This window comes from Cryobacterium sp. PAMC25264 (assembly GCF_019443325.1).
In the GTDB taxonomy this organism is placed as follows: domain Bacteria; phylum Actinomycetota; class Actinomycetes; order Actinomycetales; family Microbacteriaceae; genus Cryobacterium.
Window position 1 is genome coordinate 1,238,611 of sequence record NZ_CP080383.1, and the last position, 14,751, is coordinate 1,253,361.

17 protein-coding genes are annotated in these 14,751 nt (G+C 70.2%); 15 read left to right on the forward strand and 2 right to left on the reverse strand.

Annotated elements, in window-relative coordinates:
- Positions 1-2: 2 nt before the first annotated feature.
- From KY500_RS05665 to KY500_RS05695, 7 genes are all read left to right on the forward strand, one after another.
- On the forward strand, positions 3-809 hold the full coding sequence (locus KY500_RS05665; protein WP_219902697.1) for a flagellar assembly protein FliH: 807 nt from the start codon (positions 3-5) through the stop codon (positions 807-809).
- Positions 806-2,212, forward strand: coding sequence for a FliI/YscN family ATPase (locus tag KY500_RS05670; protein WP_219902698.1), 1,407 nt, complete (start codon positions 806-808; stop codon positions 2,210-2,212). Before KY500_RS05665 ends, KY500_RS05670 begins: the two co-directional genes overlap by 4 nt.
- Positions 2,209-2,748, forward strand: coding sequence for a hypothetical protein (locus KY500_RS05675; RefSeq protein WP_219902699.1), 540 nt, complete (start codon positions 2,209-2,211; stop codon positions 2,746-2,748). The genes KY500_RS05670 and KY500_RS05675 overlap by 4 nt, the downstream gene beginning before the upstream one ends.
- Positions 2,745-3,512 (forward strand): C40 family peptidase, encoded by a 768-nt coding sequence (locus KY500_RS05680; RefSeq protein WP_219902700.1) that lies wholly within the window; start codon positions 2,745-2,747, stop codon positions 3,510-3,512. Before KY500_RS05675 ends, KY500_RS05680 begins: the two co-directional genes overlap by 4 nt.
- Positions 3,513-4,012: 500 nt before the next feature.
- Positions 4,013-5,479 carry a flagellar hook-length control protein FliK gene (locus KY500_RS05685; protein ID WP_219902701.1) on the forward strand — a complete coding sequence of 489 codons (1,467 nt, stop codon included), beginning with the start codon at positions 4,013-4,015 and terminating at the stop codon, positions 5,477-5,479.
- A 93-nt stretch (positions 5,480-5,572) separates the two neighbouring features.
- Positions 5,573-6,028, forward strand: coding sequence for a flagellar hook assembly protein FlgD (locus KY500_RS05690; protein WP_219902702.1), 456 nt, complete (start codon positions 5,573-5,575; stop codon positions 6,026-6,028).
- 88 nt (positions 6,029-6,116) lie between these two features.
- Positions 6,117-7,304 carry a flagellar hook protein FlgE gene (locus tag KY500_RS05695; RefSeq protein ID WP_219902703.1) on the forward strand — a complete coding sequence of 396 codons (1,188 nt, stop codon included), beginning with the start codon at positions 6,117-6,119 and terminating at the stop codon, positions 7,302-7,304.
- A 237-nt stretch (positions 7,305-7,541) separates the two neighbouring features.
- On the opposite strand, the gene KY500_RS05700 is transcribed toward KY500_RS05695, so the two are convergent.
- Together KY500_RS05700 and KY500_RS05705 are read right to left on the reverse strand one after the other, a co-directional pair.
- Positions 7,542-8,750 carry an HNH endonuclease signature motif containing protein gene (locus KY500_RS05700; protein WP_219902704.1) on the reverse strand — a complete coding sequence of 403 codons (1,209 nt, stop codon included), beginning with the start codon at positions 8,748-8,750 and terminating at the stop codon, positions 7,542-7,544.
- Positions 8,747-9,391: a hypothetical protein gene (locus tag KY500_RS05705; protein WP_219902705.1), complete on the reverse strand. Its 645-nt coding sequence runs from the start codon at positions 9,389-9,391 to the stop codon at positions 8,747-8,749. The genes KY500_RS05700 and KY500_RS05705 overlap by 4 nt, the downstream gene beginning before the upstream one ends.
- A 273-nt stretch (positions 9,392-9,664) precedes the next feature.
- Here KY500_RS05705 and KY500_RS05710 point away from each other — a divergent pair, with 273 nt between their 5' ends.
- The 8 genes from KY500_RS05710 to KY500_RS05740 all read left to right on the forward strand — a co-directional run bounded on the left by KY500_RS05710 (position 9,665) and on the right by KY500_RS05740 (position 14,690).
- Positions 9,665-10,294, forward strand: coding sequence for a hypothetical protein (locus KY500_RS05710; protein WP_219902706.1), 630 nt, complete (start codon positions 9,665-9,667; stop codon positions 10,292-10,294).
- A 129-nt stretch (positions 10,295-10,423) separates the two neighbouring features.
- A complete protein-coding gene (locus KY500_RS05715) occupies positions 10,424-10,705 on the forward strand; it encodes a flagellar FlbD family protein (protein ID WP_219902707.1) in 282 nt (93 codons plus the stop codon).
- A complete protein-coding gene (locus KY500_RS05720) occupies positions 10,706-11,524 on the forward strand; it encodes a motility protein A (protein ID WP_066595000.1) in 819 nt (272 codons plus the stop codon).
- On the forward strand, positions 11,521-11,790 hold the full coding sequence (locus tag KY500_RS19735) for a flagellar motor protein MotB (RefSeq protein WP_370626896.1): 270 nt from the start codon (positions 11,521-11,523) through the stop codon (positions 11,788-11,790). The genes KY500_RS05720 and KY500_RS19735 overlap by 4 nt, the downstream gene beginning before the upstream one ends.
- Positions 11,787-12,419, forward strand: a complete 633-nt coding sequence (locus KY500_RS05725) for a flagellar motor protein MotB (RefSeq protein ID WP_370626897.1) — start codon at positions 11,787-11,789, stop codon at positions 12,417-12,419. The genes KY500_RS19735 and KY500_RS05725 overlap by 4 nt, the downstream gene beginning before the upstream one ends.
- Before the next feature lie 85 nt (positions 12,420-12,504).
- A complete protein-coding gene (locus tag KY500_RS05730; protein WP_255579828.1) occupies positions 12,505-13,413 on the forward strand; it encodes a flagellar motor switch protein FliM in 909 nt (302 codons plus the stop codon).
- Positions 13,410-14,162, forward strand: coding sequence for a flagellar motor switch protein FliN (gene fliN, locus KY500_RS05735; RefSeq protein ID WP_219902709.1), 753 nt, complete (start codon positions 13,410-13,412; stop codon positions 14,160-14,162). Before KY500_RS05730 ends, fliN begins: the two co-directional genes overlap by 4 nt.
- Positions 14,163-14,690 carry a flagellar biosynthetic protein FliO gene (locus KY500_RS05740; RefSeq protein ID WP_219902710.1) on the forward strand — a complete coding sequence of 176 codons (528 nt, stop codon included), beginning with the start codon at positions 14,163-14,165 and terminating at the stop codon, positions 14,688-14,690.
- Positions 14,691-14,751 lie beyond the last annotated feature (61 nt).

The window sequence follows — 14,751 nt, forward strand, 5'->3', positions numbered from 1 at the left end:
CCATGTTCCCCGGTGCCGGTCCGGCGTCCGGACCTGTCGTCGTGCCCGCCGCTTTTCCCAGCGCCGTGCCTTCCGGCGCACCCTCCGCGGGCCCGTCGGCCGGGCGCTCCGCAGCGCCGGAAAACGACTTCTCCGCCCTGGTGTTCCCCCTGCTCGGTGAGCAGTCCGCCGGAGCGCGCCGAAGCCGGGACGCCGACCGGGCCCGCCTCGACGAGCAGTGGCGCGCCCGCGGTCACGCGGCCGGGTACACCGAGGGGCTGCGGGCGGCGGAACAGGCGGTAGCCGAGCGCATCCACCGCCTGGAGGTCGAACACGCGCACCGACTCCGGGTCGACGGCGAGCGGGCGGAGCGGATGCTCGCGGTGCTGCACACGGCCGCGCGCGCACTCGATGCACGCACCGTGCCGGTGCTGCGAGACGCCGAAGACACCGTACTCGCCGCGGCCTTCGACCTGGCCGAGGCGATCGTGGGGCATGCGCTTGCCGATGAGGCCGCGGCTGCCCGGTCGGCCCTCGGTCGGGCCGTCGCCGCCGCAGGTGGCGGAGCCAGCGCTTCCGGGGAACTAGGGAGCTCCGGCGGCCTCCTTGCCGCGCCGGGCGCGCTCGGGGCAGCCCACACCGTGCGACTGCACCCCGACGATCTCGCCGCCCTCGACCCCGCGGTCACCGCCGCAACCGGCGTGGCCTTCGTGGCGGATGCGCACATCTCCCGCGGCGACGCCGTCAGCGAGTTCCCCGATGGCTACCTGGATGCCCGCATCGGCACCGCCCTCGAGCGGGCCAAGGCGGCGCTCGGAGGCGCCTCATGAGTCTCACCCGACCGGACACGACCGAGCGGCTCGCCCGGGCCGTGGCGGCCGCCCGCCCCGAGCGGGTGGGGGTGGTGTCATCGATCGTGGGCCTGAGCGTGGACGTGCGGGGCCTGAACGGCGCCATCGGCGACCTGGTGACAATCGGCGGAGCGACCGGTGCGGCAAGCGGTGGGTCGTTCGGCGCGGCCGCGCAGGGCACGGGCGCCGGCGCGGACGTACCGGCCGGCGAGGCCGGAGTCGACGCCGAGGTCGTCGCCACGACCCCGGACGGCATGCGCTGCATGCCGTTGGCCCGGCTCACCGGCATCCGTGTGGGCGACCCCGTTCGCACCAGCCGCACCGGTTACCTGGTTCCCACCGGGGCGGGGCTGCTCGGCCGGGTGATCGACGGCCTCGGCCGGCCCATCGACGGCAAGGGGCCCCTCGTCGACCCGCACCGGGTGCCCCTCGAGCACGACAGTCCGTCGGCCATGGCGCGCTCGCGCATCCACTCGCCCCTCCAGCTGGGCGTGCGGGTGCTGGACACCCTCACCACAGTGGGCAAGGGCCAGCGGATGGGACTGTTCGCGGGGTCGGGTGTGGGCAAGTCGTCGTTGTTGTCGATGATCGCCCGCGGCACCGACGCCGAGGTGTCCGTGATCGCCCTGGTCGGGGAGCGCGGCCGCGAGGTGCGGGAGTTCCTCGAGGACGACCTGGGCGCGGAGGGGCTTGCCCGGTCGATCGTGGTGGTGTCCACCTCGGACGAACCGGCCATGATGCGCCTGCGCGCCGCGTTCGTCGCTACCCGCATCGCGGAGTCGTTCCGTGACCGGGGTGCCGACGTGATGTTGATGATGGATTCGCTGACCCGGGTGGCCATGGCTCAGCGCGAGATCGGCCTGTCCGCCGGGGAGCCACCGGCCACCCGGGGGTACCCGCCGTCGACGTTCTCGCTGCTCGCCCGGCTGCTGGAACGGGCCGGCACCGACCAGGTCGGCTCGATCACGGGTATCTACACGGTGCTCGTCGACGGCGACGATCACAACGAGCCCATCGCGGATGCCGCCCGGTCCATCCTCGATGGACACGTCGTGCTCGATCGCACGCTGGCTGTGCTCGGGCACTTCCCCGCCGTGGACGCTCTCGCCTCGATCTCCCGGGTGGCATCACGAGTGACCACCCCGCAGCAGGCCGAGTCGGCCAGCCGGCTGCGCGCCGTCCTGGCCGCCCGCCGCGCCGCGCAGGACCTGCTCGACGTGGGCGCCTACCGCCGCGGCACCAACCCGTTGGTGGACGCGGCCGTGGAGCACGATGCGGCGATCACGGCATTTCTGCGCCAGCGGATCGACGAGCACACCCCGGCCGACCAGGCTTGGACCCGGCTCGCCGAACTGGCCGCGCTGCTCGGCGGCGACCAATGAGCCGCCCGTTCTCCCTCGCCGGGTTGCTGCGGTTGCGCCACCTCGAGCAGGACCAGGCCGCCGGCGACCTGGCCGCCGCGAACGCGCGACTCAGGGCGACGGCCACCCGCATCGACGAAACCCGGGCGGCGCTCGAGCACCTGCCGCTGAACCCCACCGGGGCCGACACCCTCTACGCGATCGCGGCGGCACGGGCATCCTCTCGGAGCATGCTGGCCGAACTGGCCGCGCTGGACGGCGTGGCCCAGCAGGCGGCGGCAGTGGCACGAGCGGACTTCGAGGCGAAGAAGGCCGCGTCGGCGAGCCTGGAAAAGCTCGAAGGGCGACACGGGGCTTCGGCGGCGGCGGAGGACCTGCACGCCCAGCAGACGGTCATCGACGAGATCGCCTCGACGGGCTGGCATCGAAGGCAGGGCGAGCAGCGCGCGCAGGCCGGAACCACGGCGAACGGAATCACAGCGTCGGGTAAGCCAGCGTCCGGCAACACGGCACTGGGAAACACAGCATCGGGACACGCAGCGGGGGAGAGAACATGACACTGGTGGATGCCACGCAGCGGGTGGGAGAAATCCAGGCGCGGCTGGTGCAGCTCAACGACCTGGTCGCCGGGGGCACCGGCGTCACGGCGAGCAAGACGGCCGCGGCGACCGCGACGGCGTCGGCCACGAGCTTCGCGGATGCCCTGGCTGCGGCGACCGCAACGTCCACCGTGGCCAACGCCGGGGGAGCCACGGGTACCGACGTGGTTGCCTCCGCGGAGAAGTACCTGGGCGTGCCATACGTCTTCGGCGGGGAGGACGGCAGCGGGATGGACTGCTCGGGGCTCGTGCAGCGGGTGTATGCCGACCTGGGCATAGACGTTCCGCGCCTGGTCTCGGGGCAGATGACCATCGGCACCGAGGTGGGCTCCCTCGCCGAGGCGCGCCCCGGTGACCTCATCGTGACGGGCGGTGGAGAACACATCCTGATCTATGCCGGCAACAACCAGGTGATCCACGCTCCGTATGAGGGACGCACGGTCTGCAAGGTAGATGCCTACATGGACGATTCCGACATCGACACCATCCGGCGGGTGATTCCGGATGCCGCGGCAGCCGGCACGGCGTCGAGCACGGTGTCGGGCACGGTGTCGGGCACGGCGCTGAGTGCAACATCGAGCTCGAGCCAGACCGATCTGCTCACGGCGGCGTTCGCCTCACTGTTCTCGGGAACGGCGACGCAGTCGGCGCAGTCCACGTCGGCGCTGTCCACGTCGGCGCTGTCCGCTTCCGGACTGTCCACGTCTGGACTGGCGTCGTGACCTCGGGCGCCGCACCTCTGAGCCCGGGACCGGCAGCGACCCGCCTATCAGCTGGGCGACTGTCACCGGCATCGACAGGCGCAGCAGACGGTTCCCGGCGAGCCGCGGCCGCCTTTGCCGGCATGCTGAAAGATGCCGCCACCCGCCCCGGTCCGGACGTCACCGTGACGAGGTCGGCGGCAGCGTCGAAAAGGACCGAGCACCACGCTGCGGCGGGACATCCCTCCGGAGGCGCGACAACCGGCTCAGCAGCCGCATCAGACGACGCAGCAACCGCTGCAACCGCGGCAGCCGCAGCGGGCATAGCCCACGCACGTGCAACCGTGTCGAGCGGCGCCGAGACCGCAGCCACCCGTGCCGGCGCGGTTCCCCACGACGCAGCCCATACCGCCTCCGCTCACGTCGGCGGAGCCCCAGCCACCGCTGGGGAACTCGGCACTGGACAGGGGGGCACCATCCCGTCGGCGCAGACTTCGGCCGAGTCGGCCGAGGCGGCCACGATGGACGGGACAGCCGGGTCAGGACTCGTCCAGGCCGGTGCCACCGACGCCGGGCTTCCGCGGGCCGCCGGTCTCACGCAGCTTGGCGGTCTTCCGGAGTCTGGTGGTGTCCTGCCCGGCGGGGCCTCGTCGAGCAACGCCCCAGGCACCGCCGCCCCGGGCAGCGCCTCTGATGGCGCGGCGACCGCGGGGACCGTCTCCACCCTCGCAGCTCTGATCGGTGCTACTTCGGCGGGCGCTGATGTGAGCGGCACCGTCCTCACCGATGCAGTTCTGGGCGGTGCCGGCCAGAGCGGCGCCGCACTCATCGGGGCGGAGCTCTCCGGTGCCTCCGGGACCGGAGCCGACCCGAGCGGTGGAGCCTCGGGTGGCGCCAACCTGGGTGGCGCCGTCCTGGGTGGCGCCGACCTGAGTGGTGCCCCCCTCGGTGGTGCCGGACAGAGTGGTACAGACCTGACGGGTGCGGCCCAGGGAGTGTCGGCCGCAGGCACCGCAGGCATGAACAGTGCGAATCCCAGCGCCACGGCCCACATCGTCGCAGCCCAGCTCGGTGTTGCCCAGTCTGGTGCCGTCACGCTCGGTGTCGCCCCAGCCGGTGTTGCGCAGGCCGGCGCTCAGAACGGCGCCGTTCCCGCGGCCGTGAACCAGACGATCGCAGCGCCGGGCGATTCCTCCCCGGTGGAGGCCGCTGCCGCGACGGGCTCTGCTGCAGGGACCGCCGCCGGCACTGTCACCGCCACCACGACGGCCGCCGCGACTGCCGCTGCCGCCACACCTGTCAAGGCGGCCGGAGCGCGGGACGGTCGGATCGGAGCTGTACCCGCGACGGTACCCGACGCATCCGCGGGGGCCGTGGCCACCGGGCCCGCCGCCCCGGATTCGGCCATACCCATGGGCTTCACGGTCCCGGGGACGGTCCTGGGGGCATCCGCACCCGCTGTGGCCCCTCCGACAGGTGCTGTGCCGAACAGTACGCCGGTGCCCCTGGCCACCCAGGTCGCCCGGCCATTGTTCACCCTGGCCGCCGCGGGCCCGGGGGAGCACACCCTGTCGATCAGCGTGACCCCCGACAACCTGGGACCGGTGCTGGTGCGCGCGCAGATCAGCGCCGGCGGAATGCGACTGGAACTCTTCGCTCCCACCGACGCAGCCCGCGAGGCGCTGCGCCTCATCCTGCCCGACCTGCGTCGCGACCTCGCCGGAGGCGGGCTTCCGGCCAGCCTCGACCTGTCCAGCCGAAGCCAGCCGGGGGACCCGGGTCAGTCCGGCCCGCAGGATCGTGCCGCTACCGGTCAGGGGAACCCGGGTCCTGGGGGCGATGCCGGCGGGCACCAGGACCGGCCGAGGGTCGCGGTTCCGGATCCCTGGCTCAGATCGTCCGTCCCGGCATCCGCAGACCCGGCCGGCGGCTCACCCGATGATGCCGGTGGCCACTCGCAGAGGGGACGTGTTGATGTTCTCGCCTGATCCGCCGCACGGTGAAGCACCTCCGGCCATGCCCTTGTCACCACAGTCCTCCCCGCCCACCTCATCCCCGCAGCCCCCGAGAAACGAGATCTCATGACCATCGACGCCGTAGGGACCGTGGCCGCAGCTACCCCGAACGCCACCGGCTCGGCCACCAAAGCCGGTATGTACGCCACCACGCCGGTGCGCACGCCCAAGCAGACCCTGGACTCCGAAGCCTTCATGTCGCTCCTGGTCACCCAGCTTCGCAACCAGGATCCCAGCTCGCCCATGGATACGAACCAGATGATCTCACAGACCACCCAGCTGGCCATGATGGAGAAGATCACCGCCCTGTCCACCACCTCGGACGAGAACTTCTCGCTGCAGATGCGCACGTCGGCCGCGGCCCTCGTCGGCCAGAACGTCACCTACACGGATGCCGCGGGACTGAGCGTCTCCGGAATCGTCTCCGCGGTGTCCTTTGCGGGCTCGGTGCCCCAGGTCACCGTCGGCAAGGCCAGCGTGGCCCTCGATGCCATCTCGGGGGTGACCGCCCCGACGGGGTGACCCGGCACCACCTCTCGGCCGCTCGGCAGGGCCGACACCACCGCACCCACCATCATCCGTCTGCACGACCTCTCGAAAGGAAGCACCCATGCTTCGCTCTCTCTACTCCGGTATCTCCGGCCTTCGCGCTCACCAGACCATGCTCGACGTCACCGGCAACAACATCGCCAACGTCAACACCACGGCGTTCAAGGCGTCGGCAACCCAGTTCCAGGACACCCTGTCCCAGCTGACCCAGGGCGCCAGCGGACCCGGTGCCCAGACCGGCGGCACCAACCCGGCCCAGGTGGGCCTCGGAGTCCAGGTCGCCGGCATCTCGACCAACTTCACCCAGGGTTCTTCGCAGTCCACCGGCAAAGCCGGCGACATGCTCATCTCCGGCGACGGCTTCTTTGTGACCAAGGAAGGCGGCCAGACCCTCTACAGCCGGGCGGGTTCCTTCGATTTCGATTCGTCCGGGCGGCTAGTGACACCGTCCGGTGCGATCGTGCAGGGCTGGGGTGCGGTCAACGGCGTGATCAACGAGGGCGGTGCGCTTGGTGACATCACCTTGCCGCAGAACGTCGTGATCGCCGGAACCGTAACGACATCTGCGGCCATGGGCGGAAACCTGCCGTCGGATGCAGCAGAGGGCAAGTCAGTGTTGCTTGACATCAAGGTCTACGACGCGGCGGGGGCGGCCCGCACGGTGTCGCTCACCTTCACGCGCACGGCAGCGGCGGGCGGGTGGGCCGTCTCCGGGACCGACGGCACCGCGGCGGGATCTCCCACAGGCTCGACGACTTTGGCCTTCACTGACGGCAAGCTCGTCTCTGGGCCCGATCTGGTCGTCGGCGGAATCACTGTGAGTATGGCGGCGCTCACCGGCTTTGCCGGCCTCAGCACGGCCGTAGTCGCATCCAAATCCGGGAGCGCGCCCGGTTCGCTGGAGTCCTATTCTTTCAGCAAGGACGGCACCCTCATCGGACTGTTCAGCAACGGCGAGCAGAAGGCCCTCGGCCGCATCGCCCTGGCCACATTCACAAACCCGGGTGGTCTCGAGAAAACCGGGTCCAACGGATACCAGGCCACATTCAACTCCGGCACCGCTGAAATTGGCGCTCCCGGATCGACCGGGCTGGGCTCACTCACCGGTGGAGCCCTGGAGATGTCGAACGTGGACCTCTCACAGGAGTTCACCAACCTCATCGTCGCGCAGCGTGGCTTCCAGGCGAACGCTCGCATCATCACGACCTCGGATGAGGTCCTGCAGGAACTCACCAACCTCAAGCGCTAACTCCCGGGAACGCGGCCACCCCTCCGGACACGGAGGTGGCCGCGTTCTGCGTATGTGTGCCGCCGCGCGCGCTCCCACCAAGCCCGACCAGCGGATGGTCGTGCCCCAGCCCAGGTCGCGCTTGTCGACGGCGTACTGAGCTTGTCGAAGTAGACCGAGTGACGCTGCTCGCGAACGTGCACCGGCTGGCGGGATCTCGACGAGCTCGATCAGCGGATGGTCGCGACCCAGCGTGGGTCAGGTGGTGCTGGGTGGGGTGTGGCTGGGCATGTCGATGAGTGCCTGGCCGGGGTCGATGTTGGCTGGTGGTCGGAGCCAGTACTGGCCGGTGTTTTCGAAGATCTGCCAGCCTTGGTTGTGGAGCAGCATGTGGTGGGCGTGGCAGAGCAGGATGCCGTGGTTGATGTCGGTGCGGCCGTGGTCGCGTTTCCAGTGTTGGATGTGGTGGGCTTCGGTGAAGGCGGGTGGTCGGTCGCAGCCGGGCCAGCGGCAGCCGCCGTCGCGGGCGGCGAGGGCGCGGCGTTGGGCGCGGTTGAAGAGGCGTTGTTCGTGGCCGACGTCGAGGGGCCGGCCCAGGTCGTCGACGGTGATTTCGATGGTGGCGGAGTCGCAGATGAGGCGTTCGATGGTTTCCTGGGAGAGGGGTGCGGTGTTGCCTTCGAGGTAGCCGTGGCCGGGTTGGCCGGGTTCGCAGACCAGGATGTTGTCGGCGTCGCGGAGCAACCCCGGCGGGAACGGGCTGTCCGCCGGGCAGGGCCCGGTCTGTGCCGCGGGCCCGGGAGGTCCAGGCTGCCCGGTGGATCCGGTGGATCCGGTGAACCAGGTGGTACCGGTGGTCTGGGTGGTGTCGCCGACCGAGTTCGGGGTGGCGGGGGTGCCGTGGGTCGGGGCGTCGGTGGCCGCGGGGCGGGTGGCCGGGGTGCGGGTGGTGAGGATCTGCACGGTGGGGCGGCGGCCGCCGAGCATCTCGTGGGGGTTGATGGTGGTGCCGGCCTCGATCAGGTCGACGAAGCCGTCGCAGGTGATCTGCTCGGTGCTGCGGGGGTCGTCCTGGACGCGTTTGGCCCAGGCGGCGCGGTCGGTGTCGACGAAGCGCACGCCGCCGCGGCGGGGGCTGGTGAGGCTGTCGAAGGTGGCCTTGATGAATTCGCCCTGTTCCGGTGGGAATAGCCCGTCGACCCTCACCTGGCCGGTGTTCAGGGTCCAGATGCGGAGGTAGCGGTCGTCCCAGGCTTTCTGTTCTCGCACCCGGATGCCGGCTTCATCCAGGCAGTCCCGGGTCTGCCGGGCGCGTTTGAGGAGTTGGTCCACGTTTATCGACCTGGCGTCGACGAGCAACCCCTCCAGCGCGTCGGAGAGGACTAGCCCGGTGACGACGGTGTCGATATCGCCCAGGCCGGTGCGGATCGCGTAGGCGGCGTCGACGGAGAGAGTACCGGCGTTCACCGCGCGGCTGATCGGCGCGTGCCACGGCGCCGGCACCAGGGGAGCGCCGGCCAGTGCTGGGTCGGACGTGTCGGCCGCGTCGGGTCAAGCGGGCCGTTCAACGCCGCGTCCGCGAGCCGGCGGGCTGCCTCGGCCTCGGCTTCGGCGGCCTGTATCTCGGCGGCTTCGGCCTCGGCGAGCATCTGGCCCACTCCGACGAGTTTGCGGGACTCGACCTTGCTCGCGCCGGTCAACTCCTGGATCAACGCCTCGGGGCTGAGGAAGCCCTGCTTCTTCGCCAATCCCGCCTGGCCGAGCTCCCACCGGGACCGGTGCGCGAGCGTCTTCGCCATCCACGCCTTGCGGGTGTCCAGCTCACGCTGCGCCCGGGCGAGGGTCTGCTGCCCGGCCAGCACGTCGGCATCCGACAGGGCGTCGTACTCGGCACTCGAACAGCCCAACCGGGCCACATTCGCCGCCGCGACCACGAGGCCGTCGCCACCGCCCACAGCAGCATCGACAGCCCCTTCGACAGCGATCACACCACCCCGGTCAGCAGGCCCGTCAGCAGACCCGTCAGCAGCACCCGCAGCGGCACGAAAAGCACCGTCGGGAGGGTTCCCGACGGTGAACGTGTCTGCGATGCTCGACTGGATTGCCATGCCCCGAATCTAGCCCGATATCGCATCCTCGTGTGAGCAAAACTCAACTTGTGGATAAGTTTTTTCGGGAATCCCGTCAGCGTCTCCCGCATCCTGAATATTGGCTGTGACCAGTAAAAAAGACTCTTGCCCCTGCTTGGTATGAACGTTAGCTTCTTCCCAGGAGAGCGGAACATCGAGGCGTCGGGGGCGGACATGAGAAAAGCGACAGTACGGGGCATTGGAATCGCTGCTGCGTTGGGGGTGTCGACCCTGGGTCTGAGCGGGTGCGCGGTGCCGCTTGACGGGTCGCCGGCCGTGGCCGTCGGTGCTGAGGCGCCCGCGCCAACCTGGCACGTCACCGAGCATCCCGGTGCCTCCCTGCCGACTGACCAGGACTCACTGATGCAGCGTGAGATCTATCCCGGCTATACCCTGGGCGAGTTGGGGTACTCGGACGAAGAGAGCGAATGGGCGCTCTACCAGAAGCCATTGGGTGATGCGGCGAGCGCTATCGAGGGCCGGTTCGCCGGGGAGTACTCGTACGCGTTCTTCGGGCCGGAGCGCACGTTCTCCATCGGGTTCACGGGCGCTGCTCCGGCGGGGGCTCTTGCGGTCCTCGACGACACCGGCCTGCCGTACTCCACCATCGAAGACCTCGGTTTCACCGCAGCGGGCTACGAGGCCGCGGTGAGTGACGTCGGCCGCTGGGTCACGGACAGCATGACGAGAAACGGCTCATTCCCAGAGGCCTTGTTCTCGGTGGGGTCTGACCTGACCTCGCAGCCCGGAGCGATCGTGGTCAGCATCACGGGAGCGAGCTCATCCGTGCGCAGAGCCGCCATGGACGCCCTCGGCAGTGTGCCCGTGGACGCACCGTTCAGCGTGACCGTGGTCGAGGGCGGTGGCAACACCTCGTTCTGACCGGTCCGGGCGCGCCGCGGTGAGCGTGACGAGCATCCTCACGGCGGCCGGCAGCTAACCTAATGCGCCCGTCGGCCGACAGTGGTCGCTGACGGCTACTGGAGCCGTCCGGGAACCAGGGACGGGTCCATGATCGTTGTAACCAGGCTGAACGATAGTCAGTTCGCGATCAATCCCGACCTCATCGAACGCATCCATGTGAACCCGGACACCACCCTCGTGATGGTGGACGGAGCCAAGTTCATCGTCACGGAGAGCCTGGCCGAGGTGATCGAGAAGATCGCCGCCTATCGGGCGCACGTGATCAACCTGGCCTACACCTCCCCACATGGCAGCGACGGCGACCACACCGCGTCCGATCCCGACACTCGACCGGACGCCGTTGTCCCCCTGCGCCCCCGGAGAATGTAGATGGATCCCGCAACCCTGATCGGTATCGTCCTGGCGTTCGGCGCCCTGTTCGCGATGATCACCATCGAGGGATCGCACGTCACCGCGATCCTGCTCCCGGCGCCGATGGTGCTGGTGTTCGGTGCCACCATCGCCGTCGGCATCGCCGGGGGAACCCTGCGGGACACGATCCAGGCCGTCAAGGCGCTGCCAGGCGCCTTCCTGGGCAAGACCACGCCGCCACAGAAGCTCATCGACCAGGTCGTCGGCCTGGCCGAGAAGGCGCGCAGTTCGGGTCTCCTCGCCCTCGAGCAGGAAGCCGACAAGGTCTCGGACCCGTTCCTCCGCGGTGCACTGCAGAACATCGCCGACGGCACGGACGGTGACGAGCTGCGCATCCTGCTCGAAGATGAGATCGCCACCCGCACCAAGGCGAGCCGCACCGCCGCCAAGTTCTTCACCACGCTCGGCGGCTACGCCCCGACGGTCGGCATCATCGGCACCGTGATCTCCCTCACCCATGTGCTCGAGAACCTGGACACGCCGTCCACCCTCGGCCCCATGATCGCTGCGGCGTTCGTGGCCACCCTGTGGGGCCTGCTGAGCGCGAACTTCCTCTGGCTGCCGATCGGCAACCGGCTCAAGCGCCTGTCCGACATCGAGGCCGAACGGATGACCCTGCTGATGGAGGGTGCCCTCGCCGTTCAAGCCGGCAGTCAGCCACGGCTTCTCGGCGAACGGCTGCAGGCCATGGTGCCCCTCGCCTCCGCGAAGTCCGCCAAAGGCAGCAAACAGGGCAAGCAGTCCGGGGCGGCCAAGCCGCTCAAGAAGGCCGCGTGAGCGGTCACGGCCGGGGGCGCCGCCGCGGCCTGGAGGAGGAACACGAAGAGCACGTCGACGAACGCTGGATGGCCTCCTATATGGACATGGTCACCGTGCTGATGTGCATGTTCATCGTGCTCTTCGCCATGTCGACGGTCGATCAGGCGAAATTCGTGCAGCTGAAGAACTCCCTGGCCACCGGATTCGGGTCCGTCGACGTGGGCAAGGTCGACACCGCCGAGGGCATCGTGGTGCCACCCGATCTGGTCGACACCCCGCTGTGAACCAGGACGTCGGACTCACCGACCTCGAACTGGCCATCGCCGAAGTCGACGACCTGACTGCCGTGGAGAAAGCGATGGACAGCGCCCTCACGGCCGTCGGACTGAACACCCTGGTGGAATACACCATCGACGAGCGCGGGCTCTCGGCGGGCCTGGTGGGATCCGAGACGTTCTTCGAACCCAATGTGGCCACCCTGAGTGTGCAGGCGGTCTCGGTCCTCGACACCATCGGACCGATCCTGGCCGGCACCGCACGGCAGGTGTCGGTGGAGGGGCATGCCGACCGGCACGGCGTGACCATCAACTATCCGACCGACTGGGAACTCTCCAGCGCCCGCGCCACCCAGGTATTGCGACACCTGGTGGAGCGCACCGGTGTGGCCCAGGAGCGGATCGGCGCCGTGGGCTACGGCTCGGCCCGACCGGTCGACATGGGCGACGACCTGGCCGCGATGGCCCGCAACCGGCGGGTCGACGTGGTGCTGCTGTCGAACCAGCCGGACAGCGTGCGCGCCCTGATCCCGTCGGTCCTCGATGGCACGGCGGTACCGGACGAGCCCGTGGAACCTGGTCCGGCCGCCCCGGCAGGCACCTCGCCGGGGGACTCGGCGGAGGACACCGGGCACTGAGCACCCCACACCACCCGCCGGAACCTGCCGGGTGGATCCGGCGACGCCGCTAACATCCGTTCGCGACCGGCCGATAGTGCCAGTCGTGACGGTCCAGGAACACAACAGCACGGGCGTGCCCGGAAAACCGGCGCGCACGGTGGAGGTCTATGACTTCAGCCGTCCGACGACGCTGGCCCGCGACCATGCCCGGGTGCTGGAGCTGGCCTTCGAGACCTTCGCCCGGCAGTGGGGAACCCAGCTGACCGCGCAGGTGCGCGTGATCTCCCAGGTCACCTGCGAGCAGGTACTCATGCGCGGCTACGACGAGTACGCCGCGTCGCTGCCCGCCACGACGACCATGGTGCTCTGCAACGTCGGCGACCTCGAGGCCCAGGCCGTCATCCAGTTTCCCTCGGCCGCGGCTCTGTCCTGGGTCACCCACATGCTCGGGGGAACCGGCCTGCCCGCCCCCTCTGAGCGCCCGTTCACCCAGATCGAGCAGGCGCTCGTGCGGCGTCTGATGGACGATGCCCTCGAAGACCTGCGGTACTCGCTCGGCGCGCTGCTCACCCGTCCCATCATTGTCGGGGCCATCCAGTACAACTCCCAGTTCGCCCAGGCCGCCGCCACGGCCGATCTCATGATCGTGGCGAGCTTCACCATCCGGGTCGGCGAGAGCACCACCACCGCCACCCTCGCCCTGCCGGCCGAGGCTCTGCTCCCGCAGCTCGGCGAGCCCGGACCGGTACTGCCACCCACCCCGGCTCCCGAACTGCTCCGCGCCCAGCTCGGCTGGGTGCCCGTCGACGTGTCGGTGCGTCTCACCCACGCCCGCGTCAAGCCCAGCGCCATCCTGGCCCTGGCCGTCGGCGACGTCCTGGCCCTCCCGCATCCCACCCACCGACCGCTCGACCTGGTGGTGGATGGCCGCCCGCTCGCCCGGGCCGCCGTCGGATCCACCGGGTCCCGCCTGGCCTGCATCATCATCGACACCGAGGACACCACGCCATGACGCTTCACAGCCCCGCGCAGCAGCATTTCGCCGCCCCGGCCACCGCGCACGCCCACCCCGGCCTCACCGACGGCACGGCGCAGGCGGCGGTGGACGCCCTTCTCACGGTGTTGCCCACCGCCACGCTGCTCAGCGCCCGGCCGGGCGTCGCCGCGGCGGCCGCGGGTCTCGCCGGCGGGGCCGTGGTGGCCTCCTTCGTGGGCGCCACATCGGCCGACCTCGCCGTCGTGCTGGCCGACCCGGCCTCGCTCGACGCGGCGGCCGGCGCCGACGGCGGCCTGGTGTCGCGTGACGACATCGTGCGCCCGGCCCTCGAGCGTGCCGCAGGGGCCCTCGGGCTCGGCGTGCTCGGCGACGCCCGCGTCGACGACGCCTCCGCACTGCTGCTCGACCCGGAGACCGTGGTCTTCGACCTCGTCGGCGACGGCGAGACGGTGGGCTGGTTCGCGATCCGCCTGCGCCAGAACGGCACCCCTGCCGTGCGGAACGAAAGCGCCGTCGGCAACCTCGGCCGGATCAACAGCGTGGAGATGGCCCTCACCGTGGAGATCGGCCGCACCCGCATGACCGTCCGCGACGTACTGGCCCTCGAACCCGGTGCCGTTGTGGAGCTGGACCGTTCGGTCGGCTCGCCCGCGGACATCCTGCTCAATGGCCGGCTCATCGCCCACGGCGAGATCGTCGTGGTCGATCAGGACTACGCGGTGCGCATCACCGAGATCCTCGACGTCGCCGAGAGCCTGAGCTAGGTGGACACCGTCGTCGTCGCCCTCAGAGTGGTGCTGTCCCTGGCCGTGGTGCTCGGGCTGCTCTGGGTGCTGCAACGACGCCTGTCCAGGGGCCCCGGCACGCGCACGGCCAATGTCGTCACGGTCGTGGGCCGCCAGGGCCTCGGCCAGAAGGTATCCGTGGTGGTGGTCGATGTCGACGGCCGCCGGTTCGTGCTCGGTGTGACGGAGCAGTCCGTCACCGTGCTCCACGGCGGCGAGGCCGAACCCGAGGCAAATCGGGCTGAACACCAGACCTCGGATGACCGATCGGCCGCTTTCGCCCGGTCCCTTCACGCGGCCTCCGGCGGCCCCACGCTCGTACCGCCGGTGCTCGTGCCGCTGCGGGTGGAGGAACCCGTCGCCTCCGCCACGGCCGGGCTGTCCGCCGACCCGCCGCTCACCTTCCGGCCGCGCCGCGATCGCAGCAGCACTGGGCGTCTGGGCGGCTCCATCCTGTCCCCGTCCACCTGGCAACAGACCGCCGCCCTGCTCCGGCACGGCCGGTGAAGCCCGTCCTGCCAAGCCCGGCACGCGCCGGACTCGTCCCACGGGCGGTTGGTGGGCTGGC

What these genes read in the sequence shown, in the direction of transcription:
- KY500_RS05665 (WP_219902697.1), top strand. Translation starts at nt 3, where the DNA reads ATGTTCCCCGGTGCCGGTCCGGCGTCCGGACCTGTCGTCGTGCCCGCC.
- KY500_RS05670 (WP_219902698.1), top strand. Translation starts at nt 806, where the DNA reads ATGAGTCTCACCCGACCGGACACGACCGAGCGGCTCGCCCGGGCCGTG.
- KY500_RS05675 (WP_219902699.1), top strand. Translation starts at nt 2,209, where the DNA reads ATGAGCCGCCCGTTCTCCCTCGCCGGGTTGCTGCGGTTGCGCCACCTC.
- KY500_RS05680 (WP_219902700.1), top strand. Translation starts at nt 2,745, where the DNA reads ATGACACTGGTGGATGCCACGCAGCGGGTGGGAGAAATCCAGGCGCGG.
- KY500_RS05685 (WP_219902701.1), top strand. Translation starts at nt 4,013, where the DNA reads ATGGACGGGACAGCCGGGTCAGGACTCGTCCAGGCCGGTGCCACCGAC.
- KY500_RS05690 (WP_219902702.1), top strand. Translation starts at nt 5,573, where the DNA reads ATGACCATCGACGCCGTAGGGACCGTGGCCGCAGCTACCCCGAACGCC.
- KY500_RS05695 (WP_219902703.1), top strand. Translation starts at nt 6,117, where the DNA reads ATGCTTCGCTCTCTCTACTCCGGTATCTCCGGCCTTCGCGCTCACCAG.
- KY500_RS05705 (WP_219902705.1), bottom strand. Translation starts at nt 9,391, where the DNA reads ATGGCAATCCAGTCGAGCATCGCAGACACGTTCACCGTCGGGAACCCT.
- KY500_RS05715 (WP_219902707.1), top strand. Translation starts at nt 10,424, where the DNA reads ATGATCGTTGTAACCAGGCTGAACGATAGTCAGTTCGCGATCAATCCC.
- KY500_RS05720 (WP_066595000.1), top strand. Translation starts at nt 10,706, where the DNA reads ATGGATCCCGCAACCCTGATCGGTATCGTCCTGGCGTTCGGCGCCCTG.
- fliN (WP_219902709.1), top strand. Translation starts at nt 13,410, where the DNA reads ATGACGCTTCACAGCCCCGCGCAGCAGCATTTCGCCGCCCCGGCCACC.